This is a genomic window from Peribacillus frigoritolerans (assembly GCF_030676415.1).
GTDB lineage: Bacteria > Bacillota > Bacilli > Bacillales > DSM-1321 > Peribacillus > Peribacillus frigoritolerans_A.
Window position 1 is genome coordinate 1 of the sequence record NZ_JAUUTW010000032.1, and the last position, 21,674, is coordinate 21,674.

General features: G+C 38.4%; 20 protein-coding genes. 8 read left to right on the forward strand and 12 right to left on the reverse strand.

What is annotated here, in order from left to right; translation table 11 throughout:
* Positions 1-272: 272 nt before the first annotated feature.
* Positions 273-479, reverse strand: coding sequence for a hypothetical protein (locus Q8G36_RS22890; RefSeq protein ID WP_305162102.1), 207 nt, complete (start codon positions 477-479; stop codon positions 273-275).
* Between the two features lie 203 nt (positions 480-682).
* Between Q8G36_RS22890 and Q8G36_RS22895 the strand changes: the two genes are divergently transcribed.
* Entirely contained in the window at positions 683-1,189 is a 507-nt protein-coding gene (locus tag Q8G36_RS22895; protein WP_305162103.1) for a DinB family protein, read from the forward strand.
* A gap of 41 nt (positions 1,190-1,230) precedes the next feature.
* On the forward strand, positions 1,231-1,395 hold the full coding sequence (locus Q8G36_RS22900; protein WP_305162104.1) for a hypothetical protein: 165 nt from the start codon (positions 1,231-1,233) through the stop codon (positions 1,393-1,395).
* 145 nt (positions 1,396-1,540) lie between these two features.
* Here Q8G36_RS22900 and Q8G36_RS22905 read toward each other — a convergent pair whose 3' ends face one another.
* The 5 genes from Q8G36_RS22905 to Q8G36_RS22925 form a co-directional block, all read right to left on the reverse strand.
* A complete protein-coding gene (locus tag Q8G36_RS22905) occupies positions 1,541-2,269 on the reverse strand; it encodes a GntR family transcriptional regulator (protein WP_305162105.1) in 729 nt (242 codons plus the stop codon).
* Between the two features lie 67 nt (positions 2,270-2,336).
* A complete protein-coding gene (gene frlD / locus Q8G36_RS22910; RefSeq protein ID WP_305162106.1) occupies positions 2,337-3,119 on the reverse strand; it encodes a fructoselysine 6-kinase in 783 nt (260 codons plus the stop codon).
* A 297-nt stretch (positions 3,120-3,416) separates the two neighbouring features.
* Complete coding sequence (locus Q8G36_RS22915; RefSeq protein ID WP_305162107.1) at positions 3,417-4,430, reverse strand: SIS domain-containing protein; 1,014 nt, start codon at positions 4,428-4,430, stop codon at positions 3,417-3,419.
* Positions 4,431-4,560: 130 nt separating this feature from the next.
* A complete protein-coding gene (locus Q8G36_RS22920; protein ID WP_305162108.1) occupies positions 4,561-5,904 on the reverse strand; it encodes an amino acid permease in 1,344 nt (447 codons plus the stop codon).
* A 24-nt stretch (positions 5,905-5,928) separates the two neighbouring features.
* Positions 5,929-6,747 carry a TIM barrel protein gene (locus Q8G36_RS22925; protein ID WP_336622983.1) on the reverse strand — a complete coding sequence of 273 codons (819 nt, stop codon included), beginning with the start codon at positions 6,745-6,747 and terminating at the stop codon, positions 5,929-5,931.
* Between the two features lie 513 nt (positions 6,748-7,260).
* On the opposite strand from Q8G36_RS22925, the gene Q8G36_RS22930 reads away from it, so the two are divergent.
* From Q8G36_RS22930 to Q8G36_RS22945, 4 genes are all read left to right on the forward strand, one after another.
* Positions 7,261-8,766, forward strand: a complete 1,506-nt coding sequence (locus tag Q8G36_RS22930; protein WP_305162109.1) for a DHA2 family efflux MFS transporter permease subunit — start codon at positions 7,261-7,263, stop codon at positions 8,764-8,766.
* A 306-nt stretch (positions 8,767-9,072) separates the two neighbouring features.
* Entirely contained in the window at positions 9,073-9,648 is a 576-nt protein-coding gene (locus Q8G36_RS22935; RefSeq protein ID WP_305162110.1) for a YitT family protein, read from the forward strand.
* 133 nt (positions 9,649-9,781) lie between these two features.
* Positions 9,782-9,934: a hypothetical protein gene (locus Q8G36_RS22940; RefSeq protein ID WP_305162111.1), complete on the forward strand. Its 153-nt coding sequence runs from the start codon at positions 9,782-9,784 to the stop codon at positions 9,932-9,934.
* 183 nt (positions 9,935-10,117) lie between these two features.
* Positions 10,118-10,525, forward strand: a complete 408-nt coding sequence (locus Q8G36_RS22945) for a DoxX family protein (RefSeq protein ID WP_305162112.1) — start codon at positions 10,118-10,120, stop codon at positions 10,523-10,525.
* A gap of 278 nt (positions 10,526-10,803) precedes the next feature.
* Here Q8G36_RS22945 and Q8G36_RS22950 read toward each other — a convergent pair whose 3' ends face one another.
* From Q8G36_RS22950 to Q8G36_RS22965, 4 genes are all read right to left on the reverse strand, one after another.
* Positions 10,804-11,439 carry a class D sortase gene (locus Q8G36_RS22950; RefSeq protein WP_305162113.1) on the reverse strand — a complete coding sequence of 212 codons (636 nt, stop codon included), beginning with the start codon at positions 11,437-11,439 and terminating at the stop codon, positions 10,804-10,806.
* Between the two features lies 1 nt (position 11,440).
* On the reverse strand, positions 11,441-12,850 hold the full coding sequence (locus Q8G36_RS22955; RefSeq protein WP_305162114.1) for a processed acidic surface protein: 1,410 nt from the start codon (positions 12,848-12,850) through the stop codon (positions 11,441-11,443).
* A gap of 1,110 nt (positions 12,851-13,960) precedes the next feature.
* Positions 13,961-14,677, reverse strand: coding sequence for a GNAT family N-acetyltransferase (locus Q8G36_RS22960; protein WP_241637996.1), 717 nt, complete (start codon positions 14,675-14,677; stop codon positions 13,961-13,963).
* Positions 14,678-14,691: 14 nt separating this feature from the next.
* Positions 14,692-15,801 (reverse strand): mandelate racemase/muconate lactonizing enzyme family protein, encoded by a 1,110-nt coding sequence (locus tag Q8G36_RS22965; RefSeq protein ID WP_305162115.1) that lies wholly within the window; start codon positions 15,799-15,801, stop codon positions 14,692-14,694.
* A 104-nt stretch (positions 15,802-15,905) separates the two neighbouring features.
* On the opposite strand from Q8G36_RS22965, the gene Q8G36_RS22970 reads away from it, so the two are divergent.
* Positions 15,906-17,165, forward strand: coding sequence for a transcriptional regulator (locus Q8G36_RS22970; protein ID WP_305162116.1), 1,260 nt, complete (start codon positions 15,906-15,908; stop codon positions 17,163-17,165).
* Between the two features lie 99 nt (positions 17,166-17,264).
* Here Q8G36_RS22970 and nhaC read toward each other — a convergent pair whose 3' ends face one another.
* Both nhaC and Q8G36_RS22980 read right to left on the reverse strand, forming a co-directional pair.
* Complete coding sequence (nhaC, locus tag Q8G36_RS22975) at positions 17,265-18,683, reverse strand: Na+/H+ antiporter NhaC (RefSeq protein WP_305162117.1); 1,419 nt, start codon at positions 18,681-18,683, stop codon at positions 17,265-17,267.
* A gap of 700 nt (positions 18,684-19,383) precedes the next feature.
* On the reverse strand, positions 19,384-20,448 hold the full coding sequence (locus Q8G36_RS22980; protein ID WP_305162118.1) for a sulfite oxidase: 1,065 nt from the start codon (positions 20,446-20,448) through the stop codon (positions 19,384-19,386).
* A 388-nt stretch (positions 20,449-20,836) separates the two neighbouring features.
* Between Q8G36_RS22980 and Q8G36_RS22985 the strand changes: the two genes are divergently transcribed.
* Positions 20,837-21,388 carry a hypothetical protein gene (locus Q8G36_RS22985; protein ID WP_305162119.1) on the forward strand — a complete coding sequence of 184 codons (552 nt, stop codon included), beginning with the start codon at positions 20,837-20,839 and terminating at the stop codon, positions 21,386-21,388.
* Positions 21,389-21,674: the final 286 nt, after the last annotated feature.

Below are 21,674 nucleotides of genomic sequence, written 5' to 3' on the forward strand. Positions count from 1 at the left end.
TATTTTAAAACAAAAAAGACTGTAGGCAAAAGGAGTTCTATCTAAATTTTTAAACATAGTTGATTGGAACGGAAGGTGCGAGACTTCTGCGGGAATAGCGAGTCCAAGGGAGACCCCACAGGCGCAAATGCGCCGAGGAGGCTCCCGGACCGCCCGCGAAAAGCGAGTGCCTGAAGTGGAAATCAACGTCCAAATTGTACAAGCCATAAAAATAGACAAACTCGATTTTCATCGAGTTTGTCTACAGTCTGAGCATCCCCGAAGGGATGCACTTACATTGTTTCATAGTTTTTTATTTCAAATTCATCTACGGGCCGATTAATCGACTTACTCAATTTTTTAATAAGCTCTTGGTAATCCTTAGTATCATTTGGATCTACACCTTCTCTGACGTTTAGTATCTCGTATCGGTCATACTGTTCTGGAATAAGTTTTCCGTCTACATGGATATAAAGCCTATATTTGATCCTCAGATTCATATTACCATCTCCTTTACTATCAGTTCGATATAAGGAGCTATTTTCCTCCTCTTTTTTATACATTATCCATTCGTAATAAGACACATACCGTTAGAATCATTAGGAGGAATTGTTATATAAATAAGAGAACAACATGAATTTTTTTGTTCTAACTGCATAAATTGTTCAATACGAAAAAACTAGTGTATTTGGAGGCTTTTTAAATGAATCATCCCGAGCCAGTTTTAGAAATGTATAACTATCATGCATGGGCAAATGGTGTCATCATCGATCGGTTAAATGAACTTCCACAGCACATTTACCATAAGGAAATTCAGACTGGTTTTTCTTCGGTATCAAAAGTGCTGTCTCACATTTATCTCACAGATTATGCGTGGTTTGAGATTATCTCAGGTAAAAGTATGAATGAAGCAATGGCATCTTCTAATCAATTAAGAGAAGGGGTGGAAAAGAAAAGTATTGAGGAAATGAAAAAAATATTTATTGACCTATACGATAGAAACAAAGCACTTCTGAGTACAGAGGATATGGAAAAGGTAATTGTCGTGGATAACCCATATGCTGGGTTGCTTAAAACTTCCATTTCCGAATCGGTATTACACGTTGTCACTCACGGATCATATCATCGTGGCAATATAGCAACCATGTTGCGGCAAATGGGGCACACTTCCGTTATGCAAGATTTTGGCCTTTACCTTTATTCAAAATAGAACACCAAACTATATACCATTTCCTTAATAGGGGTGTTGCGATGGATGAACTAGTTGGCACTTGTGTTCGCTGTGCACATGATGTATATTGCACGGCTGGTTTTCTGAACGGTATTCTGTTAGATAACAAGAAAATCTTATGTTTTAATTGTAAGGATATTTTATATGCAATGACCGAAGAAGAAAGATTGGAGGAGGAAAATTGAAGGAGTAATACACCAATCAAAATAAGTTTAGTGTCTGATTGACCTCTTCTTTAAGGGAGATGCTCCGGCAATTCTTACATGAGTTATAACAGCTGGTTTTCATTGTAAAACTTCTAAATAGGTCATGCCAATAATTTGGCAGGACCTATTTTGCCCGATGAACAGTCAGATTGACCTTGTTGGTTTCACACATGAACGTGGACAGATGCACAGGTTGGTCGTCTGCATCGAAAGCAATCTTCACTATTCTAAATAAATTTGCGCCAATATCGCACTCTAAATATTTAGCATAGATTTTTGTAGCACCAATCACGTCGATAATTTTATCGTTACTGACTATTTCTGTATGGTAATCTTCCAAAAGGATTTTATAAGTCGATTCATCCCTTGCAATCTTCTTTTCTAAATCCGGAAAACGACTTAACGAATAATGAGCGGTATCGTAGAAAAGCGGACGATCATCTACATACATGAGTCGCTCAAGTTCGAGAACGGGACTTCCTTCTTCAATGAGGAGATGACCTGCAACATCTTTTGGTGCGGGTATGACCTCACTTCTTAAAATCCGGGAATTCGGTATCTTCCCAAGCTGATGACTAAACTCTGAGAATCCGCTTATGGATAACAACTCATTATGAAACTTATTAGATGCAACAAAGGTACCCCTGCGCGGAATACGTGTCAGTGTTCCTTCCTTCACCAATTCCTCTATTGCTTTTCGTATGGTAATGCGGCTAACGTTATAAGTTTCACAAAGCTCTGCTTCGGTTGGGATCTGTTCATCTGGTTTGTATTTACCGTTCTGAATATCATTCTTCAACATTTGCCTTATTTGCATATATAATGGCTGGGGGGTTGAAGGATTTAAATTCATATTAGATTCATCCTTATCCGTCAAAATTTATTATTTACTAACTATTATACATTATTTCCAGTCCCAGTCACCACGCACCGAAATATCCAATTGTTTTCGCAGCAGACTCTGTGCCCAATTCTAAACATTTGCCGATAGATTGGCCTTTCAATATCCCATAAATAAAACCGGAAATGAAGGAATCCCCCGCACCCATCGTATCCACTACATTCGCTTCAACGACACCGCATTGATAAAATTGAATGCCATCATAGGCAAGTGAACCATTTTCACCTAAAGTAGCGACCGCAATTTTAGATCCTTGATTTTTTACATCCTTTAAAAATTGGCGGATAAAAGCATCATCCTTCGTATAAGAGAAAAAAGGATAATCAACAAACTGCGGTAAAGTCTTCACAAGATGGTGATCTAGCTGATCTGAGAAATCAAAAGACGTGAGCATTCCTTTTTCTTTAAAAAAGGAATAGTACTTATCCGCATGTCCCCAAATCCCGGAATGTATAAGCTGATGTGTTTGAATGTAATGGAGTTCTTCCGTCGTTAAACAGAAATGTTCCATGACACCTTCATCGTATTCTCCAAACCTGCGGTCATTTCCTACCATTTCAACAAAAGTAACAGCTGTTTTTCCTGCTTTCTGCGAAAGATGAGAAATATCAACACCTTTTTCCTGGATCGCTTTAACCATTTTTTCACTGTATTGATCGGAACCTACCCAGCCAATATAAGCAGATTCAGCACCTAACCCTTTTAAATAGACAGCCACATTTAAAGGATTACCCCCAGGATAAACCTCCCCGTTCTTTTGATAGACATCCATACAGTTATCTCCCACTGAAACCGTTCTCATCATTTCCCCCCGCTTTCTTTGAACTTAAGAAATGATCACTACTAAGTAGTGATCCAGTTTGACGACAAAAGGAGGTTCGGAATGCTCTCACCCGAACCATGATTTTAATAGAAAACTTGATTGTACGAATGAAACCTTGAAGTAATTTGCGACACTCCTGCTGAATAACTGGCTAGCCTCCTCGCCGCTAGATACTTCCGGTGAGGAGGCTTGGCAGACAGTCGGTTTAAGAAAAAAACTGGTTCTTCTCGAATTTGTCTACAGTTTGGAGCACTACTAAGCAGTGCTCCACATATCTTAATATTCCATTTGGCGATAGTATCTTCTAAGTGTTAATGGATGATTTCTTTCACGCTCTAGGTAAACGCTGATTCGACTTAATACAGACCAGTTAATACTAACAGAAAAGTGCTTTCTGAATTCTTCGCTGATGCCTTCCATTTCAAAGCTTTTGGTATCAATAACCGTTAAATTTTTTGAGATTTTTTCTACAAATCTCTCTACACGCTCCATCAGCGGTCTTGTTTCATCTTCCCCTTTTAGTAAAATAACACTTGTATCTTCAACAACAAGTTCAAGCGTTCCATGGAAAAATTCTGCCGCGTGGATGGATTTTGCCTGGATCCATTGCATTTCCTCAAAAATGCACATGGCATATGAATAAGTGTTTCCCCATAGGTTACCAGAACCGACCATCATGTGGTAATCCGTGTCTTTATGTGTAATGGCAAATTCCTCTGCTTTTTTGTCAAAAGATTTAACGGCATCTAGAATTGCACGCGGAAGAAGAGAAACCTCCTTCGTGAATTGTTCATATTGTGGGAATTCATTGTTGTTATACATGAAACGGAAAACGACCATGTACAAAAGCATAAAGAAAGTATCAAAAGAGTGCGTTTCAGAACCTGTCGTTATACAGTAATCCGCAATTTGTGTTAACGGAGTATTTGGCTCTGCAACTAAAGCGATTGTAGTAGCCCCTTTTTCTTTGCAATACTCAGCTGCCGCAACTGTTTCTTGAGTAGTCCCAGATACAGATGTAAAAATACAGACTGAATCTTTGCTGAAATGCTTATGATTCATCACCATGAATTCAGCAGCAATTTCTGCATGGACATCAATGGTAGAATTTGATTTTAATATGTATTCATATGGATACATCATGGCTATGGTGCCACCAGCGCCGATAAGGAAAATATTGCTGTAGCCCCTATTTGTGATTCCATCTACGATTCCTTCGATCTGTCCTCTAAAAGCAAGGCCCTCTTTTTCTACAAGATTAAGAAATAACCCTTCATCAAACTTTAGCATCAACATCTTCCTCCCTTTGTTTATTTGTTATGTCTTGTATTATAATCAAACATCATAATTTGCACAATTGTTTTTATTTGAAATTATAAGCGCGTTTGTAAAAAGAGGCCTAACTTCCCTTATCGTTCTGCTAAGCCACGATGTCGCTGTCGTTATTTTTCTTTGATCCATATTTCCTTTCCCAGTAATAGTAAACCGGCAGACCTGTTGCGATGACGATCAATGCTGCAATCACTCCTTGGATAGGCGCCCAAGTAAATGTTCCCCAAGCCAGCCATGATGCTCCAAGAATAGCTAAAACCGTCGTTAATCTCCACATTGGCATACGATAGATTGGGTTATAATCATCCCTTTTACGACATTTATAAACAGCGGCAAAGTCCATAATGTTAATCACCAATTGTATCAGTGTGAAATAGCCAAGTAACACTGTTAAATTACTAAAGCACACAAGAATACATGCATACGTAACCTGAACGATGATGGAGAAACTTGGAGTTTCATATTTAGGATGGACTTTCGCAAAGCGTTGAAAGAATAGTCCGTCCTTTGCCATTGCATACTCAAGGCGGGGCTGAAACATTATGCAAGAACTCAGCGAACCCAAGATAACAATAATCGCCGTAATGGCCACAAATGATGATGCAATATCCGATAATCCCGGAATATATTTTACAGCTTCGGAAACAGCCGCATTGGAGTTGATTAATTCTTCAAATGGCATCAAGCCGATGACACAAATGGCTAGCAGCGTATATAAAGCTAACACGATGAATACCGAACTAATAAGAGCTCGGGGAAGTATTTTCCCTGGATTTTTGAACTCCCCAGCCATGAAACAAATCGCAGCCATTCCCGTATATGCCCATGTGGTTGCAGATACACCGCCTATTAAACTTGACTTTTGGGCACCAGGTCCTGGAGTATAAGCAAAGTTTTCAGGGTTCATATACATGATTCCCAGCACAATGACGATCAGGAAAGGAATGATCTTGATAGCCGTGATAATGACTTGGAAAAGACCTCCTTCTTTCACACTTCGATAATGAATCGATGTGATGAGCAGGATGATCGCAATACCCAATAATTTCCCGGCAACTCCCGAGAAAAATGGGAAAAAGGTTGCTAAATAAGAAACAATCGCTAAAGCCATTATCGATATGGATGGAGGATCCAACGCCCAGAAAGTGGCCCATCCATATAAAAATGCCAAAGGCCTCCACCCAGCTTTATTTAAATAAACGTAACCGCTTCCATTTTGGGGGTATGCTGTCGATAACTCCGCCAGCACCATTACTTGCGGTATGGCAATCACTCCGCCTATTATCCAGGCTAGAATGGAAATAGAAGGAGTACCCGCAGCCCTTGCAACATCACCAGATGAGACAAAAATACCCGATCCTATAGTAGTTCCAACAGCAATAGCTAGAGCAGACCAAAAACCCAGTTTTCGTGTAAGTGTGCCATTACTCATAAAGAGTTCCTCCAAATTAGATGATTAAATTCCCAATTCCCTTACTTTTTCAATAGATTTCATGATTGCATCACTTGGATTTTGATAATAATTTGAACCCATTATCTCTAGAGTACAACTTCCTTTGTAACGATGGCTTTTAAGGCTTGTTAAGTATTCTCGCCAATTTAAAACACCATCATCTAGTGCCAAATGCGCATCTGATTGACCATCTCCATCCATTAGGTGAAAATGGCTTAATTCGGAAAGAAAGGAAAAGTACTCATCAGGTGTTTCATCTGCCAGCTGCATGGAAACTGTATCTATCATTCCTTTTAGTGAAGGAGATTGGATTTCCCCTAACATTTTCTTTAGCCCCTTAGAGTCAATTACCAGATTGGATTCATATTTTGTCAATGGCTCTAAAGCAAGAATCAAACCTTCCATCTCAGCTACTTTGGTTAATTGGAAGATTGAGTCACTTGCATACTTCCACGATTCCTCTTGTGAGACAGAAAAGTCCCCTATTCCAGAAGTGATAAGCATCATGTTTGTGTCCAACTCCAGCGCGGCGTAAAGATTTTCCATAAAATATTCCATGCTTTTTTTTCGCCAATGAGCATCCGAGGATGCAATGTTATAAGGATAAATACATTGTTCTGGAGTATAGCAGATGATCTTCATATTTCTAGATTTAATTTCCCTTCTCAAACTCCTTATATTTCCTAGTATGTTGCGATAAACATACAAATGCGGCTCCCCACCCCATAATTCAATACTTTTAATCTCAAGGTTGTCCATGCAATCCAAAAAATAATGAAAAGGGAAATGCCTAAAAGTGATATTCATCCCTGCAATATTCAATTCTTTCACCCCCTCATAACGACTTTTTATTTGTTATGTTTTGTATTATAATTAAACAATACATAGATTGCAATAAGTATTTTGAATATTTAAAAAAGATGATTCTCAAAATTCGGAAAGGCGTGATTTTATTGTCTATCACACCTTTTTATCAATTAGCTATTTTTTAGTGAATACGAATGATAGAATGTTAAAGTATTTATACTTAGTGGAACAATTGTAAGCATTATATTGGTGATTATTGTTTGAAAAATGATATACCTGTAGAATGGAAGTTAACCTGGGGGATTTCCAAGATAATATATCCTGAAATAAAGTCAAGTGAGTGGTTAATAAAGAATAAACACCTCAAAATTCCGTAAATTGAGGTGGATCTCCTTAAGATGGTGTATTTTATTGAAAAATATAGGCTGGTTTACCCTAATACTTCGTGAGACGAATTAGTTTCTATAACTTTAAAAATTGCAGGCAGTACAATTTGTACTACCCTAGCGGAAAGGACGTGCCATAATAATGAATCACGACAAAACAGCAACCACTAAAATTCGTACAGGCCCCATGTTTGCAGTGATGCTGGCTGGTGCTCTAGTCGCTTTCTTAAATCAGACTTTAATCAATATCGCATTGCCTCAATTAATGACTCATTTTGACATATCAGCTGCAACAGCTAATTGGCTTACTACAATCTTCTTATTGGTCAATGGGATTGTCATCCCGATTACCGCTTTCCTAATGGAACGATTCAATACAAGACAATTATATCTTGCTTCGATGGGACTCTTTGCCTTAGGAACTTTTTTATGTGGAATTGCCCCCAGCTTCTCCGTCTTATTGATCGGACGTGTGGTTCAAGCTGCAGGTGCGGGGATTTTGTTCCCGTTGATTACAAATGTAATTTTCACTATATTTCCGCCTAACAGACGCGGTTTCGCAATGGGCATATTTGGTATCGCGATGAATTTTGCCCCAGCTGTAGGACCGACATTATCAGGATGGATTATCCAAAACTATTCATGGCGGGTTCTGTTTTTTATCATTTTCCCATTCGCCCTGCTTGACTTCATCTTTGCCATTTTCATCATTAAAAAAGTAGGGAAAACCAGCCGGCCTAAACTCGATAAACTGGGTGTAATTCTATCCACTATCGGATTCGGCGGAGTTCTATATGGATTTGCTACAGGCGGCACCAAGGGCTGGGGCAGTCCTGAAGTACTGACGATGTTCCTAGTTGGAGGAATCAGTTTAGCTTTATTTGTCTGGAGGCAATTCACTGTATCTCATCCTATTTTGGAATTTAGAATTTTTCGGTATCGGATGTTCACTTTAACGACAATCATCAACGTCATCGCTACTATGGGTATGTTCTCTGGAATGATCATCATGCCAATCTATATGCAGAATATCCGTGGGTTTACGCCGATGGAATCCGGTCTGATGCTATTGCCTGGCGGGATTTTAATGGGGATCATGTCTCCTATCACAGGTAAGCTGTTTGATCGATTTGGTGCAAGATGGCTTGCGGTGAGCGGACTTGCCATCACTATCATTACAACCTATCTTTTAGCGCGGCTTGAAACAGATACGTCCTATTCTTATGTGGTGTGGGTCTATACGATTAGAATGTTCGGAATGTCGATACTGATGATGCCTATCTTCACAGCTGGATTAAATGAATTGGCACTTAGCCTAAATAAATATGGAACAGCAATGGTCAATACATTGAGAATGGTAGCAGGTGCTGTTGGCATGGCATTCTTTGTTTCCATCATGACAAACCAGGGAACGAAACATGTTCAGGAAATCTTATCCCAAAGGAACATTTCACCAGATAATACATCACAAATGGCGATGGCCATTAAACAAGGCAGCGTAATGGGTGTGGATGATGCATTCATGATCGCAACAGGTTTGACCATAGTTGCATTCATACTGGCCTTTTATATACGGCAAACATCACCGCAAGAAGATACCATTACAAATCGCCTATCAAAAAAAGGAAGCTTGAATAAGCAAAGCTAAATTCAACCTATTTTCCAAGGTAAAAAAATTCTTATAAAACTGATATGCCCCATGAAGACATATAAATGCCTGAAAAAGAGACACTTTTTATGAGTGTCTCTTTTTTTGCCCTAATTACTTCATGGCTTCCAGGAGGCCTTTATTTTAATCCTGCTGCACTCGCATGTAGCTAAAATTCAGAATATCAACTGAAGAACAAAGCCAACAATACACAAATAGCAATCCGTAATTTCCAATCAGTTAAGTATATATTTAGATTCCTCTCATATATTTTAAGATAATGATTTGGACAAGGGGAATGCTTTTATGAAAAAGTTTATTACTCTGCTTTTTTCAAGTTTTTGCATTGGAATTGGTCTTAACCTGTTTATTATTCCCATTCATCTAATAAATGGCGGGATATTTGGAATAAGTTTGTTAATCAAATATGTTTGGGGTATCCAGGTTGGACATACCATGATCATGATCAACATTCCCATATACCTTCTATCTCTTCTATACGATAAGTCTTATTTCTTTAATGCCATCCTTGGGTTAGCATTTACTTCAACCATTATTGATTGGCTATCACCACTAAACGGTTTGGTTCATCTACCGATCATAACGAGTGCCATTATCGGCGGAATGACGATTGGAATTGGTGTTGGTTTTATGCTGAGACAACATATTAGCCCCGGTGGAGTGGATTTACTAGCACTATTAATCTCAAAATCCACAGCAATTAATCCTGGAATTGTTATTTTTATGATTGATTCACTCATAGTAATTGCGGGAATTATTATATTGAAAGACTTAAAGTTAATGTATTCCATCATCACGATTTCCTGTGTCGGGATATGCGTCATATTAATCAATTCTTTTAAGTCAATAAACTTTTTATAGTCATACATACAAGTGCTGCAATAGGGTCAAATACAGCGTTCGCAATGTCACACTATTCATTGAAGGAATTTGTGACACCCTCCTACCGATAACTGGCTTGCCGAGACCCCGGAGACGCTTGCGGCGAGGAGGCTTGGCAGACAGTCGCACGTTTACTCGTGAATTTTGCTGTATTACTCGTGAGTTTGGGCTATTTACTCGTGAATTCGCGCCGTTTACTCGTGAGTTTGGGCTATTTACTCGTGAATTCAGCATATTTACTCGTGAATTCGTGCTGCACCCATGATTTCGGGAATATTTTTTAAGAAAAAACTGCAGGCAACCTCTCTTTTCTTCAGTGAGCCTACAGTCAAGCGATTCTTAAAGAAACGCGCCACGACTGTTGAAGTTCAATATTTTTTAGAATGCATTAATAAAAGGAAAGTGGAATATGATTAAAATGTCAATCTAAGGGAGGGAATGAGAATAAATGAAAAAAATAAAAATTATATATTGGATTTTCACAGGGCTTTTGGTGGCACTAATGGTTTTGGGTTCTATTCCGGATATAATGTCTGTTCCCGATGCAGTCGCCTTATTTAATCATTTAGGTTATCCTACCTACCTCCTACCCTTTATTGGAATTGCCAAATTATTAGGTGTCGTGGCAATACTTATTCCAGGTTTTCCGAGAATTAAGGAATGGGCTTATGCCGGTTTTGTATTTGATTTGACGGGTGCTATGTATTCAAGCATATCAGTGGGCGACCCTGCCAGTGGATGGCTGCTTTTCATTATCGGATATATTTTGATAGCCGGCTCTTATATTTATCATCATAAAATATTAAACTCCGCTACATCGAGCACTTCGAGCAATAAGGATAGCTTAACAATATAAATAAATTAGCAATGAAAAAACACCGATGATGAACTGCACCCCAATTGTTAGACACATCCAACAATTGGAGGTGCAGTTTCTTTATGGCCAAATTTACAGCTACAAGCCGTACAGAGATATCTTGAAGGTACAGAGGGCAGAAAAGCATAGCTAAATCTATTGGTTAAAAAGAGGAAGGAGTGATATATGCTTTCATCTTCGTTTTCCTTTCTAAATAGAAATTAAAAGAGTCCCAATAGGGTTTCCTTATTGGGACTCTTGTTTTAGAAATTAGATGATTAACTTACTGTTTTTGAAGTCAAATAAGCGACAAGTATATAGCGTTCAGGTGCTGATCCGATATAATCAAAGGGATAACAGGTACTGACGGTTAGCGTTGCCCGTGGCTTTGGTACGATGACGGTTCGATCATCCTCATCCACAATTCGAACTTTGCTGACTTTGTATGTGAACTCTCCTGCCGATGTTCTTACAATCAACAAATCTCCTTCGCCAACTTGCCCGAGTTTACGGAATACCGTATCTCTATGACCGGAAAGAACGGAATTGTCATTTTCACCTGGTAGCACACTTCCTGCAAAGTGACCAACGCCTTTTTCCAATTCATCCTCGTTTGTGCCATGGAAAATAGGGAGTTTTGTTTTTAGTTTGGGTATATACAGTTCCCCAATTTCTTCACCCGTTTTAGGGCGGACAGGATATAGCTCTTTCTTTGTTGTTTTATTACTTGTTGGTTTATTACTTGGCGGTTTCTGTACTGTTTCATTTACTTGGCTACTTGGAGCATGAGTCTTATAAAGAAAGTAGCCTTTTGCAAACTTATACATATTGGATGTTGAAAACCAAACCCCAAATAAAATGATGGCAATTGTAAAAGAAAGCAGTAGCAACCGCCTTTTCTTTACTTGTTTCATATTAAGCTTTCCTTATTTTTCGATACATCAAGCTTCCGAACAAGACAATGAATAGTCCTAAAAGGGCACTAGGCAAATAATCGGAAGCGGTATTTGGCAGTTTTGCCCCTTTTACGGTTTGATGTTCCGATTCAGGTTGAGTACTGATCTTTTGTTTTACTGGTTTAGCAACTGGTGCCTTTTCAATGGTCTTTTTAACCTCTTTAGCAGATTCCTTTATTTGTCCGCCTGCATTAGTAAGAGTGTCAGAATCGACCATATCACCTGTTATTAAAAGATCAGCCAAGAACTTCCCGTCAGTAGTATATATCGCTATTTTCAGGTTAGCCCCCTTCAATTCTTCCAATTTCATTAAATCCAAAAGGGATACAGGTGATTCCGAGCCACTTTTCACTAGGGAATACGATACATTAAGCTTAAAGATGGAAAGTAATTCTTCATAGATTGATGCCATTTCAGCTATCTGTTCAGCTGTAAGCTCAGTCGCTACATCAAATTCCTCGAAAGCCATCATGCGGTTTCCCAATTCTTCAAGTTGCTTGACTGTTTCCGGATTGGAAAGATGGTCTTCCAAAGACATCAAGTGGTCTTCAAGCCGCTGTAATTCCTCTTCCGTTAAACCGAGTTCTTCCTCGAAAATAGGAAGAAGATCTTCGGCAACTTCACCATCCATCCCCCCACCAGTATGGGTCCAAACAGTTTCTTCAAGATTATCTATGTATATATAATCGTTAATATCTTCACCATTTTCTTCCAGCATTTGAAGCAAGGCTTGTTTATCCAATCCATAATTCTCATTGAAATAATCTAAGTTGCTTAGATCTGCCTTAATGACGTCACCTAAGAATTCGCTAAGCTCTTCGACAGATTCAAATTCTTCCGTGCTAAGATCATACAGTTCCAATGACGCTTCGATATCTTCTTTTGTTACTTCGAAGCCTCTTTCCTTGCTAACATTGGCTAAATAATTGACCAATTCTTTGTCAAAGTTTGGATCGCGTTCAAAATCGCCCTCTTCTGCATAGAAATAAACAGCTTCATCGAGGTCCCAGATAAAGATATAATCGTCTAGTTCTTCGCCATTTTCGTGTAATAGATTAATTAGGCTCTCATTGGTTAGATTATAATCTTCATAGATAGCATCTAAATTACTTAAATCTGCCTTAATGACTTCGCCTAAGGCTTCTTTAAGATCACCAATAGATTCAAAGTTTTTAATACTTTCATCGTAGTAAGAAAGAGATGTTTCAATATCATCCCTCGTCACTTCAAAACCCCTGACAAGGCTTACCTCTTTTAAATACTTTGTAAGTTCTTGCTCAAAATTTTTGCTTGGTGCTGCCGATGCTAATTGCGGAAATAAGCTAATTAACAACGTAAATGAAACTAAAATGGTCCACAGTTTTTTCATACTTTTCTCCTATTCATAACGTTTCATATGTTTCTAGAAAATTATAATGTAATAACAATAATTTAACAATGAGGTTATTTTTTCCAATAGGGCGAAATGGCTATTTTACTTACTTTGCTAACAAACTTTTTAACCGCATATACTCATCTGTTTACGGTAATAAAGACGTATTTCTTCCTATTAATATTTCGATTACAAAATGAAGGGATTAAAACACCCGCACGCTACATGTTCATAATATAAGTCTGTGATGTCTTTTGTAAATATTGTACCTTCACCCTAATGGCTACATTCATTCTAAATATAAAAAAACGCAAATCCTTACGCTTCAAAGGTTTGCGTTTTGATTAATTTCATTCATCCAGATAGCGTTAATCTATTGAAATGTTTAATTCTCTTATATATGATTTTAAGTATCTTAGGGGTAATCAGAGCATTGTAAGACATAATTGGTGAAGAAGCACCGACAGCTAAAGGAAGACCTAGAAAGATATATCGAGTTAATAGTGAATTGGAGACTAAAACGGAATGGACCGATTAAAAGTGGAGGGCACTAAATCCTAAGCGTGGAATTCTCTTTCTCACCTTTCAAATTAGATTAGGAGCAGAATGCTCCTTTTTTTGTTCAAAGGGTAATTCGGAAGGTTTTGTGTGTTGTATTTTTTACAGCTTTTTTTACGAAATCTTGGAGAAAAACCTAACATTAACAAAACGCCATTTAAGGCGTTTCAGACGTAGACAAACTCGATAAAATCGAATTTGTCTACAGTTTTTTAACGGTTTGTACAATTTGAACGTAGCCCCTCCAAGTGTCAGATGGTGTCCTTCACTTCTATGAAATTTCTTTTGGAAAGTAATCCTTCAGATTAACATCTATGGTGCCCTACTGGGTTTGGTATGTAAAAACAACTTAGTTGCAACACTTAATCTAAATTCGATTTTCTTTTTAAGTTGATTTTATTATCCATTGTTAATTGGAATTGCATTACTGTCCTTTGTTTAGGATATTGAAAATAAAGTCATGTTCGCAACATTTGTCCAAAACAAGAAAAAGAGCAATGTTGTTTCTTTACAGACTCATGGATAATCACTAGACCTATTGGCTGTTTCTTATTTACGCGTATGCTTACTACCATAATAGACTAACTGTTTTCCTTCCTGTTCTTCCATTTTAAATCCACGCCAACCTTTTGCGATAATTTCTTGCTGGGATGCTGTATCGTTCATCTCAATGATCTGGATTTCCTGCCAAGGAGATGCGTCCGCTACAGACAAGTCCTTGACAAATATATAACGCAATTGCCCGCCGTATTTCTCTTTTAATGCCGCAATTTCCATTCCTTGGGCAAACTTATCCTTTAAACTTGGGACGTTAAAAGGCGCAACTGTACAGCATACATATCGGTAAGGCGACTCCTGCTTGTTCAACTCCTTCATGATCAACGTTGCAAGTTTCTGTTGCAGTTTGTTTCCCCTGTATGCAGGCAGTACGTTTGAAATTTCCTGATAAATAACTTCCGACAGCTCGTTTTCTATCAATCCGAAATCTCTCCCTAGATGTTCCTCATCAATAGGAGGAGCCAGCAACGCCCGGAAAGCAATGAGTTCCTCACAAACGAATGCTCCAATCATGAGCCCATTTCCTTCTAGAATATATTGAAACTCTTCCTTAGTAAGCGGTTGAAGTACACCTTTATCGGTCAAATGGTGAACGACCTGTTCTTGAACTTGCAAAATATCGGTTAAATCCTCCGACACTAACTTTCTGACCTCATAACGTTTATGATTTTTATCCTTTTTGATGGTCCCCTCATAAATCAATTCCAAAGTTGCTCCCCCTTTTATTGGATGACATCCTGAAAAACTGTTAAATCAGCTAACGTTTCTTCATTTATCGCTACACCTAATCCTGGTTTTTCGGTCAATCTAATATATGGTACATCATAAGAAAGATCCCCTACATCCCTGGAGAATTTCAATGGACCAGTGAGTTCTACGCTTGTGATCACTTTTTTGGAAAATGCGACTTGGAAGCCTGCTGCAGAACCAATAGATGATTCTACCATTGAGCCAATCTGACATTCTAACCCAGCAAGCTCTGCTTGGTGTGCTAGCTTTATTGCCGGATATATACCACCGCATTTCATCAGTTTAATATTCACTTTATCGGCTGCTCGTTTCTGGATAATTTCACGCATTTCCCGTGTGCCCTTTAATCCCTCATCAATCATCAGCGGAATCGTAGACTTCGATTTAATTTCAACCATCCCATCGATGTCATCGGCAGCAATCGGTTGTTCAAGCCAATCAAGCTGGCATTCACGCAATTGATCAATCGCTACAAGAGTTACCGCACTGTTCCGCCATCCTTGATTAACATCTGCACGTATCGCGATATTATCACCTACACGGGCACGGACAGCTTGAATGCGTTCCACATCCTCACTGACATTGGTACCAACCTTCATTTTAAATGACTGATAGCCCTTCTCGACCATAGCTGCCGCTTCTTCCGCCATTTTTTCAGGAGCGGCTATACTTAAGACATGGGTAATTGGGAACTCATCATGATAACGTCCCCCGATTAACTGGTAGACTGGCTGCCCCAGCTTCTTACCCATGATATCAAAGCAAGCAATGTCAATGGCCGCCTTAGCTGTAGGGGCTCCATAAATCGCTTTGTCCATCAAATCATGAAGACTTTCGATTTCAAATGGATTCTTGCCTAACAGTATGGGTCCCAACGTATTTTTCAACACCTGGTAGGTCCCTTCCAAGGTCTCACCTGTCACATGTTCGTCTGCCACACCTTCCCCGTACCCAATAAACCCTTCATCCGTCTCTATTTTGACAAGGATTGATGGCATAAATTCGTAAGTATGGTAACTAACCACAAATGGCTCTTTAAGAGGCAGATGGATTGCATAAAGATGGATCGCTGTAATTTTCATTTTAAAACTCCCTTTCGATTCACAAGATTGTACGAGTTTGATATAGTTGTCGTTAATAAACCGTTATTTAAGAATACATTAGCTGTTTCACTTGGAGGTTAACAATGAATACAAGAATTGCAGTCATTGGTTCCACTGAATTTATCGAAAGAATTGAATCCATCACATCCGAGATTGCTGAAATTGATTTCGACGCCTATGTATATCAGAAACCTACCGAGGCCGGCATGCTTATAAAGACACTTAAGCCGTGTGATGCTGTGTTGTTCTCAGGAGCGTTGCCGTACTACTTTTCAAAAAAATATCATGAGCACCTTCCGATTCCTGCTTTTTATTTAGCACAAGATGAAATGTCGGTCGCTTCTTCCTTACTATCCGTGCTTTATCATAAAAAAATCTCTCCTCATCGAATTTCCGTCGATGTTAGCAACGCCTCGATCGTAACGAACGTATTAACTGACCTCGAAATCGAGACGGATTCAAGCTATATAATAGATTACCAGGAGATGCTGAATGACTCATTTGATAGTTCACGGATCACTTCTTACCATCATGAACTTTGGAAGGATGGTTTCATTGATCTTGCACTAACAAGCATACATTCTGTATTTGATCAACTGCAACTTATTGGAGTACCTGCCATGCGCATGGTTGATCCCCGAAGCTCAATCTTAAAAGCACTGCAGGATATTAAAGCCCATACAGATCTATTTAAAAGCAGATCTTCACAGATTGCCGTTTGCTATGTCATATCGGAAGAAGCGAACGCTCATGAACTGGTAGATGATTTGGCACATGAAATACAAGCCTCCGTCCAGCTTCTAGAAGACTGCCATTTCATCCTGTACAGCACTCGTGGTGATATCGAATCGTTGATAAAGAAAAACGGCCTGAATCATTTTTTTGCCAAATTCAAGAAGAAGAGTAAGATTGGTTTCGGATATGGTTCAACCATTATGGATGCAGATCGACATGCAAAGATCGCCCTCGGTTTTGCTGAAAAACATAATGAGTACAAATGCGGATACATTCTCACGGAAGACAAAGAGTTGCTTGGACCGTTTCCACAGCAAACCAAACAGCAACGTTTGAAAAACGATCATCCCGAACTTCTTCAGGTTGCCAAACAGACAAAATTGAGCCCTGCAAACATATCTAAAATCATCCAGTTCAGTCATTCCCGCCAATCCGTCCAATTCACAGCTGCTGAACTAGAGGATTATTTACAGGTGACCCGTCGTACCACAGAAAGAATTTTAAAAAAGCTATCCGATCATGGGCATGTTATCATCGTCGGCGAAGAAATGACCTATTCGAAGGGACGCCCCAGAGCCGTTTATGAACTTAATTTGCCAGTATACTAGATTTAAAGTAAAGAAAGGTTCTCTTGGAAGGAACCTTTCTTCGCTAGGGGTCTTTTGCTTTATTGCAGGTCATATTTAAAATTTGGCAAGTTTTTTATTTTATATAGGTAAAGTTGCTTCATCTTTCTTGATATTCTCAATTTCAGCTTCTGTCAATTTCGTAATGGTAAAGCCAGTCATCGCATAAATGATAGAAATAACTGGGATGATAAAATTCAGAATCGCATATGGTGCATAATCGAATGCATGCACACCAAGTGTTGCCAGAATAAACACTCCGCAAGTATTCCAAGGAACAAATACTGAAGTCAGTGTTCCGCCATCCTCAAGTGCACGGGATAGGTTCTTCGAGTGAAGTCCTTTATCACGATAAGCTTTTACATACATACGTGAAGGAATGACGATGGAAATATATTGTTCTGAGCATGTAACATTCGTCGCAAAGCATGATAAAACTGTTGACGCAACGACGCTTCTTGATGTTTTTGCAAATTTTAATATTTGCTTTACTATCGCTTGAAGCATGCCTGTGTTTTCAAGGATTCCACCAAATGTCATCGCAACAATCGTCATGGACACGGTGTACATCATTGAATCCAATCCACCGCCGTTAAACAGCTTGTCGACCATTTTATTGCCCGTATCAATCACGAAGCCACTTTGCAATGCTGCTATTGCATCAGCCATGTTGCCTCCTTGAATGAAAATTTGTGATAAGAAGCCGAGCAACACCCCTATAATCAACGCTGGAATGGCTGGAACCTTTTTAGCAACTAGAATAATGACGATTAACGGTATGATTAATAGGAACGGAGAAATGACAAAGCTATCCTGTAAAACACGCATCGTTTGTTCAATATTCTCAGCATTCATATCTCCTTTACCAAAATCCTTTCCAAGAATGGCGTATATAACCAAGGCAATGATAAAGCCTGGAATCGTCGTGTAAAGCATATGGCGAATATGCACGAATAAATCTGTCCCTGTCAGTCCGGATGCAAGATTGGTCGTGTCTGAAAGCGGTGACATTTTGTCACCAAAATATGAGCCTGAAATAATGGCCCCCGCAATCATTGGCGCTGGTATTCCCATACTTAGACCAATCCCCATTCCAGCAACACCGATTGTCCCCATAGTTGACCAAGAACTGCCGATTGCCAATGATACCACTGCACAAATAACGGAGATGCTAACAAGAAAAAATGAAGGAGTGAGGATTTTAAGACCATAATATATCATGGTGGCAACAATTCCTCCGCCCATCCAAGCCCCGATTGTCATCCCTACCAGAATAATGATGACGACTGCTGGCAGAGCGAGACGTATTCCCTTGTACATAGACTCTTCAATTTCATTCCACTTATATCCAGAACGCCAAGCAACAATAGCAGCAGCTGATGTTCCTACAATAAGTGGAATATGCGGACCCTGTTCCAGCCAGACAACCGTAATTGCCATCATTACAATCATGACGATGAGCGGTATCATTGCAACACCGAATGACATTTCTTTTTTCATAAAGCATCCCCTTTGTTATTAATTTTCATGACTCTATTATTTTGATGACTATTTAAAAACGAATAATATGTCGCTAAATAGCCGTTAATAGAATTATCATAATATTTCTACGAATAACCGTCAATTAATATTTTGAAAGTTAGCTATCTTTAACAAACCATTAGAAATCTCCTACAGTTATGAAAAAAACTACAGTGACAACTGTAAGTTCAAGACTTTAAACACAAAAAATTAGTCTTCGTTAGGCTTTTATTTAACCTGATTCACACTTGCCTAAAAGAAAAAACACCAAATGGCAACCACCCATCTCAACTAACCATCTAAATAGGATGTCATTCCCTTATTCAGTACTTTTTTGGCCATGCCAAATAACCCTCCAAAACTCTTTTGGAAGGATTTTTCTCTGTATCACAAAACCGTTATTTGGCGAAATCCCGGAACGACTTTTCTCATTTTTTAAAAGCGTATATATCCCCTGAAGGAGATTCTTAATACTGGCAAAGAGCAACTCTTTGGCAGACGTTCCTTGTAATATTTCTTTTCATGGATTAAATTAATCGATTCAAAGATAATCAGGGCCGATTTTTTTCTACTATCCCGGGAATGGATTGGATCACTTATATTTCTTCTACGCTTACAACTAAAAGGATAACTAAAAAGTTTCTTCACCCGTTTTCTTTTCCTTAAAATAAATTGATGATTATTCTACCTTAACTTTAATTTTATCAGTGGCATTATACCCATAACCTTTTTTATTCCAAAAAGGTAAATTAGGTTGAATTTGACCAAATGAATCTGTTGCTCTGGATTTAATCGTATACTCACCTTTTTCTAAAATAGTCCATTCAAATGACCAACTAACCCATCCATACCCCATATTCTTACTAGGTAATATATCAGCTTTTCTCCATGTATAGCCACCATCAATACTAATTTCCACCTTTGTAATTACTCCTTTTCCTGTCCATGCAATCCCTCTTATTAAATGCTTACCAGTATTTACAAATTCCATATCCAGCGGTTTTTGGATAGTCGAATTGATATTTATTGTAGTGACTGGATATGCATCCAGATCATTGTCTTTATTTGGATAATACACGTAATCAATTGTTTGAAAAGGCCCATTGAATTTAGAATTAATAACACTTATCTGCTTTATCCACTTAACAGATGCCATTGCATACCACTGCGGAACTATTAACCTCAGTGGATAACCATGTTTAAAAGGAATTGGCCGATTATTATACTCATATGCAATAATGGTATCCGGATGCAGTGCTTTCTCGATAGGCAAACTCCTAGTGTAGGTGTAAACCTCATCTAGATCGGTCCTATTTCCATAATCATAACCCTCCACGACAACTTCTTTAGCCCCTTCACCCAGTCCAGATAGTTCAAGTAAGGTCCTTAATGGCACGCCTTTCCACCTACCTTGGCTAATGGCTCCCTTTCCCCATTGTTCTCCAAATATTTTAGGTTCGAATAGATTACGCTTGTCTCCCGAGCATTCAAGGACAACTTCCACCGTTTTTGATGGGTATTGAAGAATGTCTTGCATGGACAGAAGTAAAGGAGCGGATACTAACCCATTTATAGGGAGCCAATAGTTTGAATAAGAAAGAGTCGGATATGCAAAGTGGTTCCTTCTATAAAATAATTGGTTTTCCATGCTATCATTATTGATGAATTGAATCGGTGTCTCCTGATTTTCCGGCAGCAAACTACGTGTCAATAAATAGGGTTTCACTTTATGTGGATTTGTCATAATTCCCTCCTAATTAAAATGAACCATTATAGATGTATACGTTCGTTACAGCCTAATTAGGTTATTGAATTAATACCCCTAAAGAGTTTATTTTTTAGATTCATTTTAGATGCTTTCTTATCAGCAGGAATCCCACGCATTTTTTGGAATTTATCATGAGCCGACTCAATAGCTTTTCCAAAGTCCGAATCAAAGAGAACCAGGGTAAATCAATTACGCCCACCACCAGGCCAGCTTTATGTAGGTTATTTAACAAAAGCCAGCTATCAAGAAAGTTATTGTAAAGATATTTTATTTGAAATAATTATAATTGGACTAACTGGTATATTCGGTAAAGAACAATAGCGATGAGAGATTGCCTATCATATTTTAAGAAGGAGTGTTTCAAATGGATAGTACTATACAATCGTCTTTTGAAAATTTACTTTCTCAAGATAAGGACTTACAATACGAAGCCTACAATCATATCCTTGCTTCTACCAAAGAAGAGGTGGACTGGGCTTATGATGTATGGGACCAATTGAAGAAGGATTTAACGCATTCTGATAACCACCGAAGATCAAGGGCTGCACAATTTCTTTGCAGTTTGGCGAAAAGTGATCCGGAGAAAAGAATGCTAGAAGATTTCCCCTTGGTTTGGGAAGTGACAAAAGATAAAAAATTCGTCACCGCAAGACATTGCCTGCAATCTATATGGAAAATAGGTCTAGCTGGCACTGAACAAAAAGAAATGGTAATAAGAAGTCTTGTTGATCGGTATTTAAATTGCGTTCATGAAAAAAACTACACCTTAATTCGTTTTGATATTATTCAAGGACTTAGGAATTTGTTTAATGAAATAAAAGATGAGGAAATAAAGCAAATCGCACTGGATTTAGTTGAAAAAGAAGAGGAGGCAAAATATCAAAAGAAGTATGCTACTGTGTGGAAAAATACGTAGAGAACACCAACGTTGTATCATTTTTATTATGCTGAACAACCGGGTTCTTTTATTGAATAAAAAGGAGAATACATATTAGAAGCTTATAATATGTATTCTCCTTTTACTTTTTGTTAAACAACGCACCATTATGTGAAATGCATTAGTCTTTAGGATAGTAATCCAATTGCATTTTTCAGAACTTTCGGAGCCTTTTTAATTCCTTCTGTTCCAATAAAACTGCTCGCACTCGCTATTAATATGCTTGAAGATATGAATTTGACCACATAAAAAATTCCTGATCCAA

What these genes read in the sequence shown, in the direction of transcription:
- Q8G36_RS22905 (WP_305162105.1), bottom strand. Translation starts at nt 2,269, where the DNA reads ATGAATTTAAATCCTTCAACCCCCCAGCCATTATATATGCAAATAAGG.
- Q8G36_RS22980 (WP_305162118.1), bottom strand. Translation starts at nt 20,448, where the DNA reads ATGACAAATCCACATAAAGTGAAACCCTATTTATTGACACGTAGTTTG.
- Q8G36_RS22970 (WP_305162116.1), top strand. Translation starts at nt 15,906, where the DNA reads ATGAATACAAGAATTGCAGTCATTGGTTCCACTGAATTTATCGAAAGA.
- Q8G36_RS22895 (WP_305162103.1), top strand. Translation starts at nt 683, where the DNA reads ATGAATCATCCCGAGCCAGTTTTAGAAATGTATAACTATCATGCATGG.
- Q8G36_RS22950 (WP_305162113.1), bottom strand. Translation starts at nt 11,439, where the DNA reads ATGAAACAAGTAAAGAAAAGGCGGTTGCTACTGCTTTCTTTTACAATT.
- Q8G36_RS22955 (WP_305162114.1), bottom strand. Translation starts at nt 12,850, where the DNA reads ATGAAAAAACTGTGGACCATTTTAGTTTCATTTACGTTGTTAATTAGC.
- Q8G36_RS22890 (WP_305162102.1), bottom strand. Translation starts at nt 479, where the DNA reads ATGAATCTGAGGATCAAATATAGGCTTTATATCCATGTAGACGGAAAA.
- Q8G36_RS22915 (WP_305162107.1), bottom strand. Translation starts at nt 4,430, where the DNA reads ATGCTAAAGTTTGATGAAGGGTTATTTCTTAATCTTGTAGAAAAAGAG.
- Q8G36_RS22935 (WP_305162110.1), top strand. Translation starts at nt 9,073, where the DNA reads ATGAAAAAGTTTATTACTCTGCTTTTTTCAAGTTTTTGCATTGGAATT.
- Q8G36_RS22930 (WP_305162109.1), top strand. Translation starts at nt 7,261, where the DNA reads ATGAATCACGACAAAACAGCAACCACTAAAATTCGTACAGGCCCCATG.
- frlD (WP_305162106.1), bottom strand. Translation starts at nt 3,119, where the DNA reads ATGAGAACGGTTTCAGTGGGAGATAACTGTATGGATGTCTATCAAAAG.
- Q8G36_RS22920 (WP_305162108.1), bottom strand. Translation starts at nt 5,904, where the DNA reads ATGAGTAATGGCACACTTACACGAAAACTGGGTTTTTGGTCTGCTCTA.
- Q8G36_RS22985 (WP_305162119.1), top strand. Translation starts at nt 20,837, where the DNA reads ATGGATAGTACTATACAATCGTCTTTTGAAAATTTACTTTCTCAAGAT.
- Q8G36_RS22900 (WP_305162104.1), top strand. Translation starts at nt 1,231, where the DNA reads ATGGATGAACTAGTTGGCACTTGTGTTCGCTGTGCACATGATGTATAT.
- Q8G36_RS22945 (WP_305162112.1), top strand. Translation starts at nt 10,118, where the DNA reads ATGAAAAAAATAAAAATTATATATTGGATTTTCACAGGGCTTTTGGTG.
- nhaC (WP_305162117.1), bottom strand. Translation starts at nt 18,683, where the DNA reads ATGAAAAAAGAAATGTCATTCGGTGTTGCAATGATACCGCTCATCGTC.
- Q8G36_RS22965 (WP_305162115.1), bottom strand. Translation starts at nt 15,801, where the DNA reads ATGAAAATTACAGCGATCCATCTTTATGCAATCCATCTGCCTCTTAAA.